At 71.5% G+C, this 18,308-nt stretch carries 14 protein-coding genes, 2 tRNA genes and 1 CRISPR repeat array; of the genes, 5 read left to right on the top strand and 11 right to left on the bottom strand.

All coding sequences use genetic code 11. From position 1 onward, the window contains the following. Positions 1 to 601 precede the first annotated feature (601 nt). The 5 genes from ACFRCG_RS05480 to ACFRCG_RS05460 all read right to left on the bottom strand — a co-directional run bounded on the left by ACFRCG_RS05480 (position 602) and on the right by ACFRCG_RS05460 (position 7,508). A complete protein-coding gene (locus tag ACFRCG_RS05480; protein WP_380029038.1) occupies positions 602 to 2,011 on the bottom strand; it encodes a Cys-Gln thioester bond-forming surface protein in 1,410 nt (469 codons plus the stop codon). Between the two features lie 545 nt (positions 2,012 to 2,556). Continuing rightward, positions 2,557 to 3,027, bottom strand: coding sequence for a single-stranded DNA-binding protein (gene ssb, locus ACFRCG_RS05475; RefSeq protein ID WP_380002888.1), 471 nt, complete (start codon positions 3,025 to 3,027; stop codon positions 2,557 to 2,559). Positions 3,028 to 3,158: 131 nt separating this feature from the next. Next, complete coding sequence (locus ACFRCG_RS05470; protein ID WP_380029036.1) at positions 3,159 to 4,823, bottom strand: GTPase; 1,665 nt, start codon at positions 4,821 to 4,823, stop codon at positions 3,159 to 3,161. An 82-nt stretch (positions 4,824 to 4,905) separates the two neighbouring features. Beyond that, entirely contained in the window at positions 4,906 to 6,285 is a 1,380-nt protein-coding gene (locus ACFRCG_RS05465; protein WP_380029034.1) for a GTPase, read from the bottom strand. 158 nt (positions 6,286 to 6,443) lie between these two features. Further along, positions 6,444 to 7,508, bottom strand: a complete 1,065-nt coding sequence (locus tag ACFRCG_RS05460) for a Gfo/Idh/MocA family oxidoreductase (protein ID WP_380029032.1) — start codon at positions 7,506 to 7,508, stop codon at positions 6,444 to 6,446. A 160-nt stretch (positions 7,509 to 7,668) separates the two neighbouring features. On the opposite strand from ACFRCG_RS05460, the gene ACFRCG_RS05455 reads away from it, so the two are divergent. Further along, positions 7,669 to 7,741 (top strand) — tRNA-Arg (locus ACFRCG_RS05455). A 438-nt stretch (positions 7,742 to 8,179) separates the two neighbouring features. On the opposite strand, the gene ACFRCG_RS05450 is transcribed toward ACFRCG_RS05455, so the two are convergent. Continuing rightward, a complete protein-coding gene (locus ACFRCG_RS05450) occupies positions 8,180 to 8,575 on the bottom strand; it encodes a hypothetical protein (RefSeq protein WP_380029030.1) in 396 nt (131 codons plus the stop codon). Between the two features lie 227 nt (positions 8,576 to 8,802). Then, positions 8,803 to 9,198: direct repeats of the CRISPR family, unit length 29 nt; unit sequence CGGCTCACCCCCACTCGCGTGGGGACTTC. A gap of 305 nt (positions 9,199 to 9,503) precedes the next feature. Between ACFRCG_RS05450 and ACFRCG_RS05445 the strand changes: the two genes are divergently transcribed. Next, positions 9,504 to 9,574 (top strand) — tRNA-Arg (locus ACFRCG_RS05445). A 645-nt stretch (positions 9,575 to 10,219) separates the two neighbouring features. On the opposite strand, the gene ACFRCG_RS05440 is transcribed toward ACFRCG_RS05445, so the two are convergent. The 5 genes from ACFRCG_RS05440 to ACFRCG_RS05420 all read right to left on the bottom strand — a co-directional run bounded on the left by ACFRCG_RS05440 (position 10,220) and on the right by ACFRCG_RS05420 (position 14,167). Then, complete coding sequence (locus ACFRCG_RS05440; RefSeq protein ID WP_380029028.1) at positions 10,220 to 10,627, bottom strand: hypothetical protein; 408 nt, start codon at positions 10,625 to 10,627, stop codon at positions 10,220 to 10,222. Between the two features lie 338 nt (positions 10,628 to 10,965). Beyond that, a complete protein-coding gene (locus ACFRCG_RS05435; RefSeq protein WP_380029026.1) occupies positions 10,966 to 11,172 on the bottom strand; it encodes a hypothetical protein in 207 nt (68 codons plus the stop codon). A gap of 117 nt (positions 11,173 to 11,289) precedes the next feature. Continuing rightward, positions 11,290 to 12,492 (bottom strand): helix-turn-helix domain-containing protein, encoded by a 1,203-nt coding sequence (locus ACFRCG_RS05430; protein ID WP_380029024.1) that lies wholly within the window; start codon positions 12,490 to 12,492, stop codon positions 11,290 to 11,292. A 277-nt stretch (positions 12,493 to 12,769) separates the two neighbouring features. Further along, positions 12,770 to 13,123 carry a hypothetical protein gene (locus ACFRCG_RS05425; RefSeq protein ID WP_380029023.1) on the bottom strand — a complete coding sequence of 118 codons (354 nt, stop codon included), beginning with the start codon at positions 13,121 to 13,123 and terminating at the stop codon, positions 12,770 to 12,772. Positions 13,124 to 13,363: 240 nt separating this feature from the next. Next, entirely contained in the window at positions 13,364 to 14,167 is an 804-nt protein-coding gene (locus tag ACFRCG_RS05420) for a DeoR/GlpR family DNA-binding transcription regulator (protein WP_380002879.1), read from the bottom strand. A gap of 135 nt (positions 14,168 to 14,302) precedes the next feature. Between ACFRCG_RS05420 and galT the strand changes: the two genes are divergently transcribed. The 3 genes from galT to galK are packed head-to-tail and all read left to right on the top strand — an operon-like array spanning position 14,303 to position 17,474. After that, positions 14,303 to 15,397: a galactose-1-phosphate uridylyltransferase gene (gene galT, locus ACFRCG_RS05415; protein ID WP_380029021.1), complete on the top strand. Its 1,095-nt coding sequence runs from the start codon at positions 14,303 to 14,305 to the stop codon at positions 15,395 to 15,397. 5 nt (positions 15,398 to 15,402) lie between these two features. Beyond that, positions 15,403 to 16,368 carry a UDP-glucose 4-epimerase GalE gene (gene galE, locus ACFRCG_RS05410; protein ID WP_380029218.1) on the top strand — a complete coding sequence of 322 codons (966 nt, stop codon included), beginning with the start codon at positions 15,403 to 15,405 and terminating at the stop codon, positions 16,366 to 16,368. After that, positions 16,365 to 17,474 carry a galactokinase gene (gene galK, locus ACFRCG_RS05405; protein ID WP_380029019.1) on the top strand — a complete coding sequence of 370 codons (1,110 nt, stop codon included), beginning with the start codon at positions 16,365 to 16,367 and terminating at the stop codon, positions 17,472 to 17,474. The genes galE and galK overlap by 4 nt, the downstream gene beginning before the upstream one ends. The last annotated feature ends 834 nt before the right edge of the window (positions 17,475 to 18,308 follow it).

The raw sequence follows: 18,308 nt of genomic DNA, 5'->3' as shown, positions 1-18,308 counted from the left end.
CCAAGCCTATGGTCTGGCGGACAGTGCCCGTGCATGGGTGCCCGGTGGGCGCGGGATTACGAACCCCAGGCCAAGCGCCTCGGCACGCACCCCACACCCACGCCCGACGGGCACGGGCCCGAGGCACCCCCCGGGGCAGCCTCCCGGGCAAACCCGGCCCGACGAGGATCGACCACCCTCGGCCCGCTCGTCCTCAAGCGCCGGACGGGCTGGGATTGCTTGGTTCGGGTGCCGCATGTGCGGTGGACCAACCGGGCTTGTAGCGGCTCGGTGCGGCGGTGCGCGGGTCGCTGTCGGCTTCCACTTGGCCGAGCGCACGGTTCGACCTCGCCGGGCGTCGGATCAAGACTGGGCCCGGCACCTCCGAAACCGACCCCAACCCGCCCGACTCTCGGCCTCGGCTCGACCCGACGCTGTGCCCGCCCCGGGGCCGGCCCCACCCGGCGGCGGCCGGCTCGGCGCTCGGGGCCGGCCTTGGCGGTCTGGGTTGGGCGTACGTGCGGGCCGGTGGGCGGGTTGTGGCAGGTAAGCGGGCCCCGGCGCGGTTGGGTGCGGCGGGGCCCGGTCCTTGGGGGTGGTGCTATGTGTGGCGGTTCGGCCGTCAGGCGGTGGCGCCGGTCGAGCCCTTGCGGCGACGCATGAAGAAGACGAGGCCGCCACCCGCGAGGACGAGCGCACCGGCGCCGCCCAGGATCGCGGGGGTGTTGCTGCCGTCGCTACCGGTCTCCGCGAGGTCCGGGCCCTTCGGGTTCACCGGGGCCGGGGTTCCGCCGGTGGTGCCACCGGTGGTGCCGCCGCCCGTGGTGCCGGCGGTCTCGCAGTCGAGGGTGCCGGTGAACTCCTTGGCGGTCTTGCCGTCGGGGCCCACGATCGTGATCTTGTACGCCTGGTCCTCCTGGACCTTCACGACCTGGTCGTACGACTTGCCCGCCTCGACGGTGGTTTCCTTGCCGTCGAGCTTGAACTTGTACGACTCGTCACCGTTGTTCTTCACGGTGACCTTCACGCCGCCGGCCACGCAGTCCTTGGTGGCGTTGATCTCCGGGAGCGGGCCCTTGCCGGGCTTGCCCCACTTGGCGACCGCGTGGTCCGAGGCCTGCACTTTCTGCTTGTCCGCGACGATCAGCAGCTGGCTGGTCGTCCCATTGGTGTTGACGCCCTGGAAGACCCGACCGGCCTGCACGGTCGACTCGCCGGAGACCTCGAGGGTCTGGCTGCCTTCCTTGGTGGCGCCTGTGGGGTTCACGTAGAGCTTGTCGCCGTTGCCGACCTTGGTGACCGGCTTGCCGTCGGCGTCCACCAGTACGGGCTTGCCGTCGGCGTCACCCGCGGTGAGCTTCGCGTTGATCGACTTGCCCTCGGCGTTGGTCTTGACCTCGAACGGGCCGATACCGGGCTTGTCGGTGATCTTGCCGGTCTTCTCGCCCGGGTTGAGCGAGAGCGAGACGGGCGGCTCGGTGACGTCGCCCTTGTTGGCGTCGCCGACCAGGTACTTGTACAGCTTGACGACGTCGGCGTCGTTCTTCTTGTTGCCCTCGTCCAGGTTCTGGCCGTCGGTGAAGTGCCAGATGGCGGCCTGCGTGGCAGCCGCGGCCTCACCCTCGGTCAGCTCCGGGCTCTTGATCGTCGTACGAACGTTGGCCAGGTCGACGGTCGGGAAGGAGTTGAGCAGGACCCACTTGACCTTGGCCTTGTCGGCCTTGGTCCCGAAGGACGTCTCCTTCCAGTTCGACTCGTCGTACTTCGCGCCGTCGTACACCTTGGTGTGGAAGTCGATGCAGTAGGTGCGGAGGATCTTTCCGTCCACCTGGAGCTTCAGGATCGACGCTCGCTGCGAGCCATCCTTGCCCTTCAGGAAGATGTCCGCACCGACATCGCCGCCCTGATAGACGCCCTTGGCGCCCTCCGCGTTGGCCGCACCCGCGAAACCGATCACGCCGGCCGCCGCCAGGCCCGTCGCCACGACCATGGCCGACAGGCGGGTGGCCGTCCGTCCCGGTGTACGGAACATGTGGTGGTCCCCTCGAAAAATGTATGCCGAATCTCGCGCGGCGCATCGTTCCCCCGAGCACGGCGCGAGTAAAGAACCGTTGAATGGTATGAGCCGGTGGGCCACCCCTCGCGACCCGGGGTAGCAATTTGTTTCACGTTCTTTACCTCGGGAGAAGATCCGACTCGAGGAAGGTAATTCGAATATCGCTGAGTCGACAAGTCCTCGACGGGAATAGTGGCTCATTGCGGTCGGCAAGCCGCATAGTTGCTGATCAGGGCGATCCGGTTCACTATTGATTTTTCAAGGTGCACAACCGTGCGAAACGGTCTTTTAGTGATCAATGCCTTGCCTCAGGCGTATTCACCCCCACGTTCCGACGCTTTCCGACCCCACCGCCGTGTCGGTTGCCTCGATTGCGGAGATTGGCCCGTTTCAATATGTATCGTACCGGCGGCGCGGTCGTCACAATTCTGTTTCAGATTCGTCCCGAAAACCGACCGGAATTATCTCGGCTATCGCCAATGAATGGCTTTCCCGAACATGCGGCCATGCCATGCATCAATTCATGCCGCCTCCTCTTCGCGTTCGGGACTGCTCCCCATCCCGATCGCGAGGACGCCCTGGTCGACCGTCGCTCCGGCGGCGACGTCGTCCGCGACGAGCGCCAGTCGGGCCGGTCGGGCCACCCGGCGGAACTCCGCGACCCCTCGGGCGAGGTCGTGTCCCACCGAGGAGGCGTCGATCTCGGTGACCGTCAACCACCGTCCCTCCCGCTCCCACTCGCGCACCCGCAGCCGCCCGGTGACCACGAGCGGGTCGCCCTTGTCGATCGAACTCGTCACGTTCTCGGCCAGCGCACGAAAGCACGCGATCGTGTAGAAGGACGCGTCCCCCGACACCCACTGGCCGCTGTCCCGGTCGAAGCGCCGCGGCGACACCGCCATCCGAAACCGCGCGAGCGGCACACCGGCCTGGGTCATCTGCACCCGGACCTCGCTCGCGGCATTGCCGACCACCGTCACATACGTGTCCACGCTTGCCTCCCTGTGTCATCGGCGTGCACCGCGACAACGCCGTCCGCACTCGACGATGCGGCATGCGGCGGTGGGGAGGCCGGGGATCGGGACGGGGTGTGGACAACTCGGTGCCTGTGGACAACGACGCGTCACTCACGTGGGTGACCACCCACCCACCCGACCCCCTCCCGCGCGGCCACGAACTCCGCGCACGCCTCCCGATACCGCGCCACCTCCGCCTCCCCCGGCCCCACCACCACCCGATCCGCCACATCCGCCACCCGCGCCCGCAGCGCGGCCTCCACCGCCACCATCCGCCGCCCCGCCGCACCCACCGCCGCCCGCCACCCACACCACGCCCCCGAGACCCCCACCACCAGCCCCGCGAACGCCACCCACGCCGCCACCGGAAGCCCGAGCCGGCGCGCCACCGGCACCCCCGTCCCCGCCAACCCGACCCCGAGCAGCCCGGCGATCACCGCGACCGCCCCGACCCATCGCGCACCCGCCGCCACCCGCGCACCCCGAGTCGGCGGCGGCGCCTTCGGCACGGCCCCGACCAGCGCCGCGTCCACCTCGTCCGGCAACACCCGCAACCCCTCGGCCAACGCCCGATGCACGCCGCCCACCCACACCGCCGGCATCCCCCGACTCAGCGTCGCCCCGGCCCGCCGGATCGCCTGCTCGGCCCGATGTACCTGCACCGGCTCGACCCGCACCACCGGCCGCCGCGCCCGACCCCACAACGACGCCCGCGCGGTCCGTACCCGCTCCCCCTCGGCCGCCGCCACCACGCCCACCCCGGCCGCATCGCACAACCCGCCCACCAGCACGTCCCGATCCGCCGCGGCGAACACCTCCACACCCGGCACCACGCCGGCGAAGTACGGCTCCAGCCGCTCGACCAACGCGTCCAGATCCGCGTTCAGCCGAGCCACCGACGCCTCGCCGCTCCCGGACACCCCGGCCACCACCCGGCGCAGCTCGGCGATCCCAAGCCCGGTCTCCGGCGAGGTCGCCAACACCCGCACCTCGGTGAGCCCGTCGGCCGCGAGCAACGCCCGTACATCGGTCAGACACGCCGCGAGATCCCCGACGGGCAGCCGATCCGCGTGGTTGAGCACGACCGTCATGCAGTGCGCGTGGTGCCGGAACACCCGGAGATAGCGGTCGTGCAGGAGCGCGTCGGCGTACTTCTGCGGATCGAGCACCCACACGATGTAGTCCGCGACCGCCACCAACGCGTCCACCTCCGCCCGGTGCGCGAGGTCGATCGAGTCGTGGTCCGGCAGGTCGAGCAGAATCAACCCGGCGGGCATCCCGCCACCACGCCGGGCGCCCTGCGAGCCGTGGCGGCCGTGCGCGGGCTCCGCCCCACCACCGTGCCACGCGTCCAACACCCCGTGCCGCGCCACCCGACACCCCGGCTCGATCCCGAGCAGATCGAGCAACGGCGCCGCCCCGTCGGGATCCCACGCGCACGCGAGCGTGGTCCGGGTCGTCGGCCGACGCACCCCGGTATCCGCCAGGCGCAACCCGGTAAGCACATTGAACAGCGACGACTTCCCCCCACCGGTGGCCCCCGCGAACGCCACCACGGTGTGCCGCCCGGCCGTGGCGAGCCGCGTCTCGGCATGCCCGAGCAGGTCCTCGGCGGCGGCAAGTTCGGCTCCGGGCAGCCGATCCCGGGCCAGCCGCACCGCCCGATCCAACGCGCCCGACCGCGCCACCAGCCGCGCCGATTCCTCCGTCTCGCTCACATGCCAGGCCCGGCGCACGGCGAAGCGATCGAGGTACTCCCCACCCGCCGTCATCGGCCCCGCCGAACCACGCCACCGGCTCGCCCGGCCCGGCGCCCACGCCCAGCCGCCCCGATCGGCGCCCGGGCGCCGCCCCTCACGCGCTCCTCCGCACCAGATCCAGCGCCTCGATCAACCCGACGTCGGCCCGCTCCGGCACCACCGCCACCGCGGCCACCCGCCGGCCCCGTTCCGCGTCGAGCGCCGCCGCGAACTCGGCGCGCAGGCCCCGACGGACGTCCAGGATCAACCGCGCCGCCGACTCGGCGCCGATCCGGGTCCCGAGCAGCCCCGCCGCGTCGCGCCCGATGCCCGGCCCCATCCCGGGCCCGCCCACCGCCGCGATCAGCGCGAGCTGTTCCCCCGCACCGGGCCAGACCACGGGGCCGGGCCGAAGCCGAGGCGGCGCGCCGTACGGCACACACCCCGACGCGCGCTCGGCCCCCCGCGCGAACGCGTCCGCCAACAGCGCGTCCAAGCCCTCCCGAACCGCGCCCGCCGCCCCGTCCGCGTCGCCCTCATGCCACCGAACGCCGGCCGCCCCACGCAACAACGAGCCGTCGTCCAGCGCCCGCAACGCCCACCGCGCCGTCGCCGCGTAGGCCCGATCCACACAGTCGCGCGTGCGTCCCGCCGCCTCGTACTGCCGCTCCACCGCCTGCGCCAACGGCGGCACCCGCCGGTCCAGGCTGTGCAACAACCCGCCCAGCGTGCGCCGCACCACCGCGGCCCGCGCGTCCGGATCGGCACCGCGCTCGGCGAGCCAGGTACGAATCGGCACCACGTTGCGCTCGGGCAACCCGGCCCCCGGCTCGACCTCGACGACCGGGTACAGCGGTACATCGCCGAGCCCGGCCTGCCGCAACAACCGCACGAAATCGGCCCGGACCAGGTCCGCCGGCACCGCCGGCACCCGGTTCAGCACGATCGCGAGCCGCGTGTTCCGATCCCGCGCGAGCCGAAGCAGATGCCACGGCGCGGCGTCCGCGTACCGCGCCGCGGACATGACGAACACCCACAGGTCGGCGGCGCCGAGCAGACGCACCGCGACCCGGCGGTTGTCGGCGGATACCGAGTCGATGTCGGGCACGTCGAGCAGCGCCAACCCGGGCGGCACCCGCTCGTCCAGGCGCAGTTCCACGGCGGTGTCCTCGGCGAACCAGTGCCGGTCCCGGGATCGGCAGACCAGGACCGGCACACGCGTGGTCGGCCGTACCGAACCGACCGCCGTGAGCGCCCGCCCGACCAGCGCGTTCACCAGCGTGGACCGGCCCGCCCCGGTGGAGCCGCCGACCACCGCGAGCAACGGCGCACGCGGCACCGCGAGGCGCGGCAGCACGTAGTCGTCGAGTTGTTCGATCAACTCGCGACGGGCCAGCCGCGCCTGCACGGCACCGGGCAGGTCGAGTGGGAAGCACGTCGCCACGACCCGATCGCGCAGGTCGGCGAGGGCTGCGGACAGGGTGTCGCTTCCCATGATCACCACGGGCGACCAATGCCCGAATTGTCCACATTCTCAACGTGCGGTCGGCACTACCTCACAGGGTCACCCGGTCGGCATCACGCGGGCCATCCACCGGCGTCACGCCGGCCCTCCGCCGACACCACACCGCCACGCGGTCGGCATCACGACGCTCACCCGGTCGGCAACACCACGGTCGCTCCGTCGGCGGAGGACCGCTGCGCCGCCTCGATCACCTCGATCACGGTCAGCGCCTCCGACAGTGGCACCGGCGGCCCGCCCTCCTCGCGCACCGCCGCCGCGAACATGGCGTAGTAGTCCTGGTAGGCCCCCGGCTCGGTCTCCACCGGCACGGTGTCGCCGGGCGTACCGAGCCTGCCCCACGCACTCTCCGGCTCGGTCCCCCACCCGGGCGTACCCACCGCCGCACTCCCGCCCCGCAGCAACTCCTCCTGCGGATCCATCCCGAACTTCACATACGACGCCTTCGACCCGAGCACCCGAAATCGCGGCCCGAGATCGGCCGCCGCCGCGCTCATCCACAGGTGCGAGCGCACTCCACCCTCGTGGGTGAGCGCCACGAAGCTGTCGTCGTCCACGACCGCCCCGTCCCGCCGCGTGTCCAGCTCGGCGTACACGTGCGTGGGTCGCCCGAACAACGACACGGCCTGGTCGATCAGGTGGGTGCCGAGGTCGTACAGGATCCCGCCGAGCGCCGCCGGGTCGGCCTGCTCCTTCCAGCCCGAGGTACGCACCTGCGGCCGCCACCGCTCGAACCGCGACTCGAACCGGTACACGTCGCCGAGCCGCCCCTCCTCGACAAGGCGCCGCACGGTCCGGAAATCACCGTCGAACCGCCGATTCTGGTACACCCCGAGCCCCCGCTTGGACCGCACCGCGGTCTCGCACAGCGCCCGCCCCTCCGCGAAGGTGCCCGCGAACGGCTTGTCGACGACCACGTGCAACCCGGCCTCCAGCGCCCGGGTGGCAAGCGGCACATGGAACCGGTTCGGCACGGTGATCACCACGAGGTCGAAGTCACCCGCGCGAGCGAACATCTCGTCGGTCGTCCCGATCACCTCGGCCCGCGGATACCGCGCCCGCACCTCGTCCTGCCGAGCCGGATTCCCGGTTACCACGGCGGCGAGTTCCAGCCCCTCGACGGCCGCCAGGACCGGCGCGTGGAAGGCCGAACCCCCCACGCCGTATCCGACAAGTACAGTCCTGATGGGACCCACTGCGCCTCCCGCTGTCCGTTTCGGCCCTTCCCTGATCACATTCTGGCCGCCAACTGCGTCTGATCAGGTAACGGTGACCGCCGGAACGCCGGTGAGGCATGCACACGGCCCTATTCTGTTGTGCCGCGACCGGATCCGGTGCAAGATCCTGATTCGCCCAGCCCTCGTAGCTCAGTGGACAGAGCAGGTGCCTTCTAAGCACTTGGTCGCAGGTTCGAGTCCTGCCGGGGGCACAGCCACGCCGCCGCGAGCCGCCCGCACCCCCGGGCGGCATCCGCGCAGGTCACAGCACACCTCGCCCAGACATGACGAAGCGCCGGACGCCCACCAAGTGAATCGGCGGGAGTCCGGCTCTCTCCGGCTGTCACCGGCCTTCTACGGGTAGCCACGACGAATACGCGACGAAGTCCGTCAGGGCAGCGTGAGCACCGCCTCGATTCGCTTATGCAGATCTGCTTCGTGTCCGGAGACGCACAGAGCGTAGACAGCGAGCGGAACGGCGACGCTGTTCCCTGCCCATGCCGCCACCCGCACGGGCGGCACCCCGGAATTCAGCCACTCGGTAAGACGGGAGTGCCGGAGGTCATACACCTTTTCGCCCAGCGGTGAGCCGTACCGCTCCGGCGTCGGCACAGCCTTGCGCGCGATGCCCCGGGCCCGCCGGTAAACCACTACGGAGAGCGCACCACCGCCCTCACGGGCTTGAGCCGCTGCACCGCGATGTGCTCGCGCAGGCTCACCACCAGTTTCGGATGGGCAGGCACGGGCCGTGTGTCGGTCTCCGGCCGCCACCGCGCGGACGTTGACCGATCGCGTCGAGCAGGGCAGCGGTCTGGGACGGGTTCGGCGATCACCGCTTCCACCACGCCGGACATGCGAACGGACGGCAGCGTCGTCACACCCTTCAGCGGGTTCGCGTCGAGTGCCCGCGAGCGCACCGCGAACTCCATCGCGTTGTAGAGGATCCGCCGGTTGCGCTGTGCCATGGACTTCGCGGCGTTCTCACCGTCCGACTTGCCCGCCATGGCACACACGACCACCGACAGGAATTCTTCCTCTTCCAGCACCGAAACGGGCCGCGTATTGCGCGCGACCCACCGAAGGACGCGCGAACTCGGCGGGCGCCTGATCGCGCTGCTCGCGGTTGAACGCCCACTCACGAAGCGCCGTCCGCAAGGTGACCGGATCGATCCCCTGAGGCTCGCTACGCAGCATGGCCACGGTCGCGGAAACGAGCGCCTTCGCGATGTTTTTGCGGTTGTTCGCCGAGACGTCCGGGATAGCCGCCGAAACACGGCTCACCCCCACTCGCGTGGGGACTTCCGCCCGCAGGACTGGGCCCAGGGTGATGCCGTCGGCTCACCCCCACTCGCGTGGGGACTTCGGCGACCCTGTCCCACGCACAGATCCTGCGGATCGGCTCACCCCCACTCGCGTGGGGACTTCGTGTTCATGGAGGCCCTGCGGCCCGAGTTCATCGGCTCACCCCCACTCGCGTGGGGACTTCACCTTCCGGGCCAATTCGGCCTGCCGGAACTCCGGCTCACCCCCACTCGCGTGGGGACTTCGCCTGGAACCACCGCGAAACGAACACGATGGGCGGCTCACCCCCACTCGCGTGGGGACTTCGTAGCCACGCCTCCTAGGGGTTGTGGTGACGACGGCTCACCCCCACTCGCGTGGGGACTTCCCTTGCTGACCTGCAGGTTCTTGAGGTCTTTGCCGATTCGTGATGCAGGTGAGGCCATTGCGGCAAGAGTCTTGCCTGATTCCGACCCGAACGGGGTTCGGCGCCGATCTCCTCTCCCGAAATGAACCATCAGCCAAGCCCACCCTCTGCTTGCTCCCCACTGCGTGAGCCCCTGGGCTGCTCCTTCGGCACCATTGCGGTCAACAGTTCGCCTTGCCCGGGAAGAGAAACGTACAGTCCTACGACGGATCGGCGACGACGCAACGTCGATCGGACGACTGGCTTCGGCCAGGCCTCAGGTCAGAGCCCCGGCAGCGACTGATGGCGCAGGTGCCTTCTATGCACTTGGTCGCAGGTTCGAGTCCTGCCGGGGGCACAGCCACGCCACCGCGAGCCGACCGCGCCCCGGGCGGCATCCGAGCAGGTCACGGCACGCCGAGCGCGATCGCACGGCATTCCGGCCCGCCCTCGAACCACCCGTCGGCACCCGACGGTCACCGCCCATTCACGCACGGCACCCGCCCCACGCGTGGCAACCCCTCCCAAGGCGCGCACAGAACCACGTCACACCCCCGAAGCACGCCCCCGGGTGGCCGATACTCCGCACCGAGCCGTGCTGAAATCGACCGCCCCATGAACGCAGCTCGGTAGCCGACCGTATTCGAAACGCCACGCAGATCCCGAACCGTCGACGCGCCGTCACCGCCGAGCCTCCGGATCGCCCGGTGTCGGGTAGGTCCTGAGCAGGCGGCGCACGCTGCGGGTCGACACCCCGAGCAGGTGGGCGAGTTCGATGTCGGTGACACCGGCGTGCCATGCCGTGTGGAGGGCGTGGGATACGCGGGTGTCGGCTTGCTCGTATATGTCCCGGGCGAGGGCGTGTGCGGCGGTGCGGGGTTCGAGGCGGTCCTGAATGCCGCGATGGGCGGCGCGGATGCGGAGCGCGCGCGGGCCAAGCGATCGCGGGCCTGGCCCACATCCGCCCCAGCGGTGGCGCGCCCGTCCGGTTCGGGGTTGTCATTCATGCGGCCGGCCGGCCGTCGGTCGTGAGGGTGGAGACGCGTCGGTGGAGGAGGCGGTCCGCGAAGGCTGCGCGGATTCCCTCGCTGTCGAGCCATCGGCCGATGCGTTCGTGCAGGTGGGTGGCCTGGTCCAGGGTGAGTCCGGTGTCCGGGAGGGGGTCGAGGCACAGTCGCGGTTCGGGCGGTGTCGTGGTCGGGATCAGATCGGGGCGTGTGCGCCCGATGTCGTCCAGCAGCCCGGCACGGTGATGCTCCTGGACATGCGCGATCAGCCCGGCCTCGTCCCGGACCGGCGCGACCAGCAACCGCAGCAACAGCCCGAACCCGTCCCGCACCAGCCGAGCCCGCCCCCGAGCGGGCTCCTCCGCATGCGGTGGCCGCAACAGCGTCGCGGCCAGAGCGGACACGTCGGCATCCGCGAGGTGACGGACCGCCCGATCCGGCCGCCCGTCGCAAGCGTGGTTGCCGGAGGCAAACACATCGAGCCGCCAGGGCCCGGACACACCGACACGTTCAAGGGTGACCGACCAGGCGGGAAGAGTGACCACCACAGCGGCCGGCTCGACTTCGGACACGGGAGGCTCCGTGAGATAGGTGGACAGAGGTGGTCGGTGCGGAACAAGAACGACGCCGCCGTCGGGACGGCTCGGGGGAGACCTCCTCGAACCCCGGACGTCCTCGTCCCGCCCGACCCCGGACCGGCAACGGGTGGCTGCGGGACCGGTGATGCGGCTCGGCGCGGACATCACGTCGACGACCAGCCGTTGTCCGGCCTGATCGGGCTCCGGCCGCGTCGGATCAGGTGGGCGCCGAGTTGGCGGTACAGCGCGGCTGCTTCGGCATCGGTGATGTCGGGCAGACGGCGCCCGGGGACATGTATCCGCACCGGCACCCGCTCGTCACCGCTGGGCCCGACGCGCACGATGTCGTCCAGGGTCGTTTCCTCGTTCATGCGGCTCACCTGCCTCTTCGGCCTCCGAGTGGTGGTCTCACCAGGATGTCGCGGGCATGCCGACGGGCCGGGTACGTGACGTACCCGGCCCGTCAATCCTGGGCAAACCCCGCTCGGTCAGAGGCCGATACGGCGGCTCATGCGGTGGAGGGGTTCGCGTGAGGTGAGGTGGTTGCGGCGGTGGGCCGTGGTGACCATGTCGCGGACCAAGGGGTGGGCGTGTACGTATTCCGGGGCGATGCGGTCGGCTTCCAGGAGGGCGCGCATGCTCGACTCGTCGTCGGCGTCCTGGGCGTGGGCGCGGGCGATGTCGATCTTCCGACGGGCGCGTCGTTCCTTGGGTAGGCGGGACGTGTCCACGTCGCGCGTCTCGTCCAACGCCGCTCGCCCGTCGCCGAGTTCGAGGCGAGCCGAGACGGCCAGGATGGCGGTGTTGGCCGGGCCGAAGGCGGTTTGGTAGTCGTCGCGCTCGCCGGTGCGCGCGGCGGCACGGCGGGCCTCGGACAGGTGGGCCTCGACGTCGCGGCGTCGGCACCACTGCGCCGCGCCGACCGCCGCGACCAGGTGCATCGTGCCCCACAGGGACCACGCGGCCATGTCGTCGTCGCCGAGCATGCCGTCGAGGCGATCGAGGGCGGAGTCGACGATGCCGTTCGCCTCGGTCGTGGCACCCGCCGACATGCACACCTCGGCCTGCGTCCACGCGGCGGCGAGCGACAGCAGCGGGTTGTCGGCGTCGGCCGCGGCGTCGGCGGCCTGTCGCGCGCAGACGGTGGCGAGGTCGATGTGGCCGAGTTTCTTCGTCATCATCGCCGCGTCGGTCAGGGCGCCCGACAGGAGTTCGTGCGCCTGCCGTCGGTCGTCGCCGTCGAGCCCGCGCGCGGCCCTGGACGCGTCGTCGACGAGCCCCGGCAGCAGCAGCCCCAACTCGCCGAATCGAGCGCTCGCCCGATATCGATGCGCGGTGAGCGTGTCCATGTGGATGTCCGCGAGCGCGCGCGGCGTGCCGGTCACCTGGCCGAGCTGGTTGCGAAGCAGGGCCCGGCGCAGGCCCGGCACGGCATCGAGACCGCGCGGGTGCTCGTCGGCGAGCGCGGGTCGAGCCGGAGCGCCCACCAGGTCGAGCAGCGAAACACCGAGCAGGTCGGCGATGGTCAGGATCGTGCTGAACCGGTCGAGCTGTCGTCGCCCGTCCTCCACGCTGCGCATCCACTCGGGCGAGCGGTCGAGTGCGGCGGCCATCTCGCGACGGTCGATGCCACGCTCCTTGCGCAGCGCCTTCACGCGTTGCCCAATGCTGAGTTCGTGATCGTCGGACACGGTCTCACCCACCTGGCTGTCGGGCAGGACCCCGGCAGCGGTGTGTCCTGCGGCGGAGGATGGCCTGCCAGTGCTGTCGATCCGCCGCCAGGCTACGCCGGACGAACCGCCGACTGACCCCCACAAAGCCCGCGAACCCCCGCCTCACGCCCAGCTTTTGCCCGCCCATGCCCGATCGGGTACACCCCGTACCAAGAGCCACGACCGCGGCCTCGTCGTCCGTCTCGCCCTGGCCCCGTCGAGGTCGGCGGGTGGGCTGTGTCGGTTGAAGGGATCGTCAGGCGGCCGGGCCGTTTTGGCACAGGAGGAAGCCGGTGGCCTGGAGGGTGATGGCCAGCAGGGCTACCGGGATCGCCACCGCGTAGCGGCGGCGGGGGTGGGGTGGGAGGACCAGGGCGAGGAAGGCGACGATGAAGGACAGTACGAACATGCCGAAGACCCAGGGCAGCCTGGTGTCGTACCAGTCGCGGCAGGCCTGGTCGCCGCAGGATTCGGTGCCGCCGCCCAGTCCGAGCAGCACGAACAGGTCGGTCATCGCGACCACGACGAACGTGAACAGGCCGCCGACGAACGTGATCGCGCGAGCGAATCCGTGCTCGCCACCGTCGGGGGTGGGAGGCATGTAGGTCATGCGGCCCACGCTAGGTAGGCGGGGTCGGGCCGAACATCCGTACAAGTACTCACTTCGGCCTGGGCCGCGCGGACGACACATCGGCCGCGCGGGTGAGGGCGGAGCGTGCGCTCGCGGGCCCGGCGCCGTGCGGGCGAGCACCGAGCGCGCCGCTCACGGCCTCGCCGCCGCGCGGGCGACGACCGATCGCGAAGTCGGGTGTGGACGCGAGGAGTTCCCCCGGCGACGGCTGCCCCGTCCCTACTCCGCCACCAGGATCTCCAGCCCCGCGTCCCGCAGCGCGTCGAGCGCGTCGGGGTCCGCCGGCCCGCTCGTGATCAGCAGGTCGATGTCGGCCAGCGGGCACACCTCGGCGAGTTCGGTCCGGCCCAGCTTCGAGCCGTCGGCGACCACGACCCGGCGCCCCGCCGCCCGCAACATCGCACGTTTCGCCTCGGCCTCGGGCAGGTTCACATTGGTGATGCCGCCCGTCGGGTGTACGCCGTTGCAGCCGAGGAAGACCGTGTCGGCGTGGATCCGCTCCAGGATGTGGTCGCCGAGCGGGTTGATCAGCGAGTGCTGGAGCGGTCGCAGCGTGCCGCCGGTGACCACGACGGAAAATCGCGGGATCGCCCGCTCCAACTCCAGCGCGATGGTCAGCCCGTTCGTGAAGACCACCAGGTCGCGCAGGTCCTCGCGGTCCACGAGGGCGCGTGCCACGAAGGTGGTGGTGGTGCCGACGTCCAGGACCACGCTCTCCGACGGCGACACCAGCGCCGCCGCGGCCCGACCGATCAGCGTCTTCGCGGGCGAGGCCGAGGTCAGCGCCTCCTCGAAGGACGGCTCGACGCGCGGATCGCGACCGGTGAACATCGCCCCGCCGCGTACCCGGCGTACCCGACCCTGGCGCTCCAGTACCTCCAGATCGGCCCGGACCGTGACGCGCGAGATGCCGAACGCCTCGGCCAGGTCGGTGACCTTGGCGAAGCCGCGATCCGCGATCGTGGCGGCCATCCGGGCGCGGCGGCCTTCGGCGGGCAGACCGTCGGTGTCGTCGTCAGGCATGGGCAGCATCTTGCGGACACCTTCCGAAACTTGTCAAACCGCAGGTGAGGGCGGGTTCGACCGGCTATCGGCAAGCATCAAGCCTGCCAATGCTTTCTAATTGACAAGATTTGGAAAGCTTCGCAAAATGAAGGCATGAAGAAGACGCAGGCCGTCCTGGCCGACGGTCGCGAGATCGTCTACTACGACACGCGGGACGAGGGGGTTCGCGCCGCCGTCGACACGCGCGACCTCGCCCCCGTGGTCAGCGGCTCCGAGATGCGCTACGACCGACTCCTCGACGAGTGGGTCGTGGTCGCCTCGCACCGGCAGACCCGGACCCACCTGCCCGCCGCCGACGCGTGTCCACTGTGTCCGTCCACGCCCGAGCGGGCCACCGAGGTGCCCGAAGCCGACTACGAGGTCGTGGTCTTCGAGAACCGCTTCCCGTCGATGTCCGGCGGCGGCGCCGAGCGCGAACCGCTCGCGCCGGGGTGGGCCGACGACCCGTTCCCGCGCCGGCCGTCGGGCGGGCGCTGCGAGGTGATGTGCTTCACCCCCGAGCACGACGCCTCGTTCAAGGACCTCACCCCCGAGCGGGCCCGCCTGGTGCTCGACGCGTGGACCGACCGCACCGCCGAGTTGTCCGCGCTGCCCGGCGTGGAGCAGGTGTACTGCTTCGAGAACCGCGGCCGGGAGATCGGCGTCACGCTGCCGCACTCGCACGGACAGATCTACGCCTACCCGTTCGTCACCCCGCGTACGGCCGCCATGATCGCCTCCACCGCCGCCCACCGGCACCGCACCGGCCGCAACCTGTTCGAGGACGTGGTCGCCGCCGAGCGCGCCGACGGGGCCCGGATCGTCGCGGAGAACGCGCACTGGACGGCGTTCGTCCCGGCCGCCGCGCGCTGGCCGTACGAGGTGCACCTGTACCCGAACCGGCGCGTGCCCGACCTGCTCGCCCTGGACGAGGACGCGCGCGCCGCGTTCGGCGGGATGTACCTGGACCTGCTGCGCCGCTTCGACCGCCTCTTCGACGGCGAGCCCGCGCCGTACATCGCCGCGTGGCAACAGGCGCCGGTGCGCTCCGGGCGGGTCGACTTCGCGCTGCACCTGGAGCTTTTCTCGATCCGCCGGGCGCCGGGCAAGCTGAAGTACCTTGCCGGAAGCGAATCGGGGATGGGCGTGTTCATCAGCGACGTACCGCCGGAGACGGCGGCGGCGCGACTGCGGGAGGTCGGCGAATGAGGCTCATGGTCACCGGCGGCGCGGGCTACGTGGGCAGCGTGGTCGCCGCCCACCTGGTCGAGGCCGGGCACGACGTGGTGGTGCTCGACGACCTGTCCACGGGGCATCGCGACGCGGTGCCGGAGAAGGCGGGGTTCGTCCGGGGCCGGGTCCAGGACGCCGCCGGGCACCTCGACGCCTCCTTCGACGCGGTGCTGCACTTCGCCGCCTCGTCCCTGGTCGGCGAGTCGGTCACGCACCCGGGGAAGTATTGGCACAACAACGTCGGCGGCTCGCTCGCGCTGCTCGACGCGCTGCGCACGCACGGGATCGACCGCTTCGTGTTCTCCTCCACCGCGGCGGTCTACGGCGCCCCGGAGGTGTCGCCGATCACCGAGGACGCGCCGAGTGCGCCGACGAACCCCTACGGCGCCTCGAAGGCGGCGGTGGATCAGCTGATCGCGTCGTATTGCGCCGCCTACGGCCTGCGCGCGGTGAGCCTGCGCTACTTCAACGTGGCGGGCGCGTACGGGCGTTACGGGGAGCGGCACACGACCGAGACCCACCTGATCCCGCTGGCGCTCCAGGTACCGCACGGCACGCGCGGCTCGGTCGCGCTGTACGGCACCGACTACCCGACGCCCGACGGTACTTGTGTGCGCGACTACATCCACGTCGCCGACCTGGCCGACGCGCACCTGCTCGCGCTGGACGCCACCGCCGAGGGCGGCGCGGCGAGCGGACACCTGGTGTGCAACCTCGGGAACGGGACGGGCTTCTCGGTCCGCGACGTGGTGGACGCGGTTCGGGTGGTCACCGGCTGCGCGGTGCCCACGCACGAGGCGCCGCGGCGGGCGGGCGATCCGCCGGTACTGGTCGCCTCCGCCGACCGGGCGCGCGAACTGCTCGGCTGGCGGCCCACACGCACCTCCCTGGAGGACATCGTGGCGGACGCGTGGTCCTTCCTGCGCGAGGGTGAGGCCGGTCGGTGAGCGAGTTCGTCGTCGAGGGGGTCTGGGCGGCCCCGGGTCGGGTCAATGTGATCGGCGAACACACCGACTACAACAACGGTTTCGTGCTGCCGATCGCGATCCCGCACACCGCGCGCGCGTTCGTCGGCCGGCGTGCCGACGGCCGGCTGCGACTCGCGTCCACCCACGCCGGGAGCGAATCGGTCGACCTCGCGATCGCCGACCTGGCGCCCGGCGCGCTGTCCGGGTGGACGGCGTATCCGGCGGGCGTGGTGTGGGCGATGCGGGCGGCCGGGTACGACATCGGCGGCGCGGACATCCGGATCGACAGCGACGTGCCGGTGGGCGCGGGCCTGTCCTCGTCGGCGGCGCTGTCCTGCGCGGTCGCGCTCGCCTTCGACGACCTGTACGAACTCGGCCTGGACCGGGTCGAGTTGGCTCGGATCGCGCAGCGCGTGGAGACCGACTTCGTCGGCGTGCCGGTCGGCATGCTGGACCAGATGGCCTCGCTCGGCTGCATCGAGGGCCACGCGTACTTCCTGGACTGCCGCGACCTGACGGGCACTCACGTCCCGTTCGACTGCGCGGGCGCGGGCCTGCGCCTGCTCGTCGTCGACACCCGGGCCCGGCACGCGCTGGTGGACGGCGGGTACGCGGAGCGCCGCGCCTCGTGCGAGGAGGCGGCGGCGCTGCTCGGCGTGTCGTCGCTGCGCGAGGTGACCGACCCGGACGCGGCCCTCGCCGCGCTGCCCGACGGCCCGCTGCGCCGCCGGGTGCGCCACGTGCTCACCGAGAACGAGCGTGTGCTGCGTGTGGTCGAGGCCCTGCGTGACGGCGATGTCCGGGCGATCGGCCCGGAGTTGACCGCGTCGCACGCGTCGATGCGCGACGACTACACGATCTCGTGCGCCGAGTTGGACACGGCGGTCGACACCGCGCTCGCCGAAGGCGCCCTCGGCGCCAGGCTGGTCGGCGGCGGCTTCGGCGGCTCGGCGATCGCCCTGGTCGACGAGACCCGCTGCGCCGAGGTGACCACGGCGATCGAGAAGGCCTTCGCGGCCCGCTCCTTCACGCCACCACGCTTCTTCCAGGCGGTCCCCTCGGCAGGAGCCCGCCGAGAGCGCTGAGCAACGGACACACGGCGCGGGCGGCCACCCGACTTCGATCGAGTAGCCGCCGGCCGCCGATGACGCCATTCCACCAACGGTTACGCCACACACCGGGCGCACCCGCCGGCGCACGTTCTGTCACCACGCGCCGACTACCGGTCACCCGTGTCGGTGTGTCCGGGCCCTGGCGGCTCGATGTGTTTGCCTCCGGCAACCACGCTTGCGACGGGCGGCCGGATCGGGCGGTCCGTCACCTCGCGGATGCCGACGTGTCCGCTCTGGCCGCGACGCTGTTGCGGCCACCGCATGCGGAGGAGCCCGCTCGGGGGCGGGCTCGGCTGGTAGGCCGCGTCGGCTTGGAGGGCTCGGGCCACGGTGTGCGGGGTGCCGGTGTACATGTTGCCGACTGCCAGGTAGTCGGCCGGCGTGAAATCGGCGGGAAGCGGCCCGACGCGCGGGCCTGGGCGAACCAGGGGCCAGGTGTTCGGCGAGGGCGTCGGGGGCGTCCGGGTGGATCGGGCGGGACAGGCGGGACAGGCGGGACAGGCGGGACAGGCGGGACAGGGCAATCCTGGGCGGTGCGTGGCAGGCCAGGTGTGCCGCCACCTCACGGTCTCCCCCGCCGGAGTCGAGCCGGCGTCCTTTCGATGCCTCCCCCCGCCGACCCCGTGCCGCCCGGCAAGGGGAACAGGCCGGCCGCATGCTCTCGGAAGCGCGCTGTGCGGGGGTCGCGAGTGCACGGGTCGGAGCCCGCCCCGAGGGCGGGTTCGAGCCGGCTGCCGCTGAGCGTGTCCGGTGCGGCGGCGTCCTCGGTGAGCCGGAGCGGGTGCTTTGTCGTGGCCACCTCGACCG

The organism is Embleya sp. NPDC056575, from assembly GCF_042793325.1.
In the GTDB taxonomy this organism is placed as follows: Bacteria; Actinomycetota; Actinomycetes; order Streptomycetales; family Streptomycetaceae; genus Embleya.
Note: the sequence above shows the minus strand (reverse complement) of the source record. Positions and strands in the feature narration are given on the sequence as shown.